The following is a 3,360-nucleotide window of genomic DNA, read 5'->3' as shown; positions in this document are numbered from 1 at the left end:
AGCATAAATAATAAAATCACTAACTAAATATATCTGTTTTCATTTTATTTTTTTTGTAATCTAAGTTATTTCCCAACAACTCTATTAATAATAATTAAATAATAATTAATAATTCGATAATGTTAGAGATAGTGTAGGAGGTGTGGGAAGTGTGGGAAGAAATTACAAAACATGGGACTGGTGATTTTAGCTATGAAAGTGTAGAAACCGGGTTTGTATAAATGCCTGATCGTACTAATATCTATCCCCAAAAAACCCGGTTTCTTGGGTAATGCATACCTTAGATTTCATAGCTTGATTCACCAACGCCCAAAACATATATACCTTCACCATTACTATGCAGGACTACCACTTTTTGGTCGCGGATTATCCGGACATGATATTACTGAAATTTTTTTAATTAACTAAATCGATACTAAATTCCAACCAATTAAACATTGCTCTTAGGTTAATTTGGATACAACGTTCATGTCAGTTTAGTAGTACCAAGAAAAATAAAATATCTTGAGAAAAAAAATTGAGTAATGCTAGGTAATATTTCTGAAATCAAAATACATCGACTACGATGGGCACTTACCTTGGGTTGGTGTCTCCTAATTATCTCACTATTTTACGATCCAATATCCAGTAAGCTAACAGAACCTTCCAATTCAGTAAGTCCCTTCAGACTTAATATAGAAAACTGTGTCTTGGTACAAGGAAAATGTCTCGAAGAGATACCCTATCCGATGGGAGCTTCTATTTTTTGGGGCATGATCGTGCCTTCTGGCGTTTTCATTTTGTTTGTGTTAGGACACGAATTTTGGCGACGGATCTGTCCCCTATCCTTTCTTTCACAAATTCCTCGTGCCTTGGGATGGGAACGTAAACGCGATCGCGTCAATCCTACAACGTGGAAAGTGCGCAAGGAATTGGTCAAAGTTCCCAAAAATTCATGGCTAGGTCGGAATTATCTTTCCCTACAATTTAGCCTTTTTTTTCTAGGACTCTGTAACCGCATTCTTTTTGTCAACTCTAATCGTTTGGCTTTAGGTTCGTTTTTAATATTCACAATTATTGCAGCAATAACAGTCGGTTACCTGTATGGAGGTAAGAGTTGGTGTCAGTATATTTGTCCGATGGCTCCTGTACAAAAGATTTACTCACAACCAAGAGCATTGCTCAACAGCACTGCTCACAAAGGCGATCGCAAACTCATTACTCAGTCGATGTGTCGCACTGTAAGTCAAGAAGGTAAAGAATTGAGTGCTTGTGTTGCCTGTCAAAGCCCTTGTATTGATATAGATGCTGAAAAGTCCTATTGGGATGGGATAAGCAACCCACAGGAGCAAATGCTCTACTACGGCTATGTTGGCATTACAATTGGGTATTTTTTCTATTACTATCTTTATGCCGGGAACTGGGATTATTATTTCTCAGGAGCTTGGGTTCATGAAGAAAACCAATTGGCTAATCTGCTCAAACCTGGGTTTTATTTTTTAGATCAAGCTGTAGACATTCCTAAAATTCTAGCAGTACCCATAACTCTGGCTCTATTTACCTTTGGCGCTATAGGTATTGGTAGTGCTTTGGAAGACATTTACAAAGCCTATCAACATCGCCATCACCAACAGACTGACCCCTTAATCATTCGACATCGAATGTTTACGTTGTGTACGTTTTTCATTTTCAACTTCTTCTTTATTTTTGGAGGGCANGTCTACAGCTTGATCTAAAAAATAAAACCCAGCTCAAACCTGGGTTTTATTTTTTAGATCAAGCTGTAGACATTCCTAAAATTCTAGCAGTACCCATAACTCTGGCTCTATTTACCTTTGGCGCTATAGGTATTGGTAGTGCTTTGGAAGACATTTACAAAGCCTATCAACATCGCCATCACCAACAGACTGACCCCTTAATCATTCGACATCGAATGTTTACGTTGTGTACGTTTTTCATTTTCAACTTCTTCTTTATTTTTGGAGGGCACAATTTTATCCAGTTGTTGCCATCACCCTTACCCGCTCTTTTTACAGTTTTAATGGCAGTATTTAGTAGTTTGTGGCTTTATAGAACTTGGCAGCGCACTCCCAGTCGTTATCAACGGGAAAGTATTGCAAATCGATTGCGAAAGCAGCTCAAAAAGCTGAATTTGGATACCACGAAATTTTTGGATGGGCAGTCTATTGAGGATCTTAGTACAGATGAAGTTTATGTTCTTGCTAAAGTTTTGCCTGATTTCTCCCAAGAAAAACGTCTGCAAACTTACAAAGCAATGTTGCGAGATGCCATTTATGAGGGTTATGTAAAGCCTGCTAATAGTCTGGAAAACTTCAAGCAAATGCGGGAAGAACTGGATATTTCTGATAAACAGCACGATGCCATCTTAACGGAACTAGCTCAGGAATATCCTGAGCTGTTCGATCCTCGTAAACAGTGGAATGTAGAAAACACTTTGCGGTTAGATAGCTATCGAGAAATGCTCCTGGAAACTATCTTAAATGCTCGGAAAACTCACCCAGATAGAAACTGGGTTTCTGATTTGATGAAAGCATTCTCTGAGAAAACATCCAATGAAGTGTTAGAAGACCTTTTGAAGAATTTATCCCCAAAAGCTCGCAACTTAGTTCAAGAACTTCGCCAAGAATATGGCATTACTAAAGATGACGAAGCAGATGCTCTTAAACACACTGACCCCTATCAGTTGTGGAAGACGATCGCTGAACGTATTGGTTACCTAGAACAAATGATTGCTCAAGAAGAAAAGGAACTTCGCAGAGTTTTCCAATATATTGATACAGATGGATCGGGATATATAAGTTTAGATGAGTTACAAACTTATATTCGTACTATCGATACCTATATTAATGACGAGCAAATTGAGAAGATGTTGAAAGCTGCAGACACAAGTGGTGACAACCTAATCAGTTTCGAGGAGTTTAAAGCAGTCTTTAAGTCATTGAAATCTTAAGACAAAAATTGAAAAACAGGGAGTAGGGAGTAGGGTGAGAATTTGTTGGCGTCATAACCCACAAAAAGATACTCTGTTAAAAGAGAAGAACATTTTTATTATGGCTAAGTTAATGAGACTTGATATTATACCATTTTGAAAAAAGAATATTACGACCGGACTGTATTATTCTGCTGTCTGCTCTCGCCCAAGTTGGGCACAACTCCCCTGATTTAATTGCCTACGCTTTTCGCTCTGGACTATTTAGACTACCAGGAGGCACTAGCCAAACTCTACCTAAAGAACCTGTTAATTATACCCTAGATCAGGTAGGTGATAGTTTGAAGCGCCTAGAATTAGCAACGCCTAAACTTAAACAGTCTGTGGTTGACGCTTGTGCTTATAGAACCCCTAAATGGATCTATAAAATT

1 protein-coding gene and 2 pseudogenes are annotated in these 3,360 nt (G+C 38.1%); all 3 read left to right on the top strand.

The window, feature by feature from the left end:
* Positions 1–524: 524 nt before the first annotated feature.
* A pseudogene (locus AFK68_RS43290) lies at positions 525–1,696 on the top strand (4Fe-4S binding protein); the annotation flags it as partial.
* Positions 1,697–1,912: 216 nt separating this feature from the next.
* A complete protein-coding gene (locus tag AFK68_RS44285) occupies positions 1,913–2,950 on the top strand; it encodes an EF-hand domain-containing protein (RefSeq protein WP_371357241.1) in 1,038 nt (345 codons plus the stop codon).
* A gap of 119 nt (positions 2,951–3,069) precedes the next feature.
* A pseudogene (locus tag AFK68_RS05180) lies at positions 3,070–3,360 on the top strand (hypothetical protein); the annotation flags it as partial.

The organism is Hydrocoleum sp. CS-953 (genome assembly GCF_002260545.1).
Lineage (GTDB): Bacteria > Cyanobacteriota > Cyanobacteriia > Cyanobacteriales > Microcoleaceae > Trichodesmium.
Note: the sequence above shows the minus strand (reverse complement) of the source record. Positions and strands in the feature narration are given on the sequence as shown.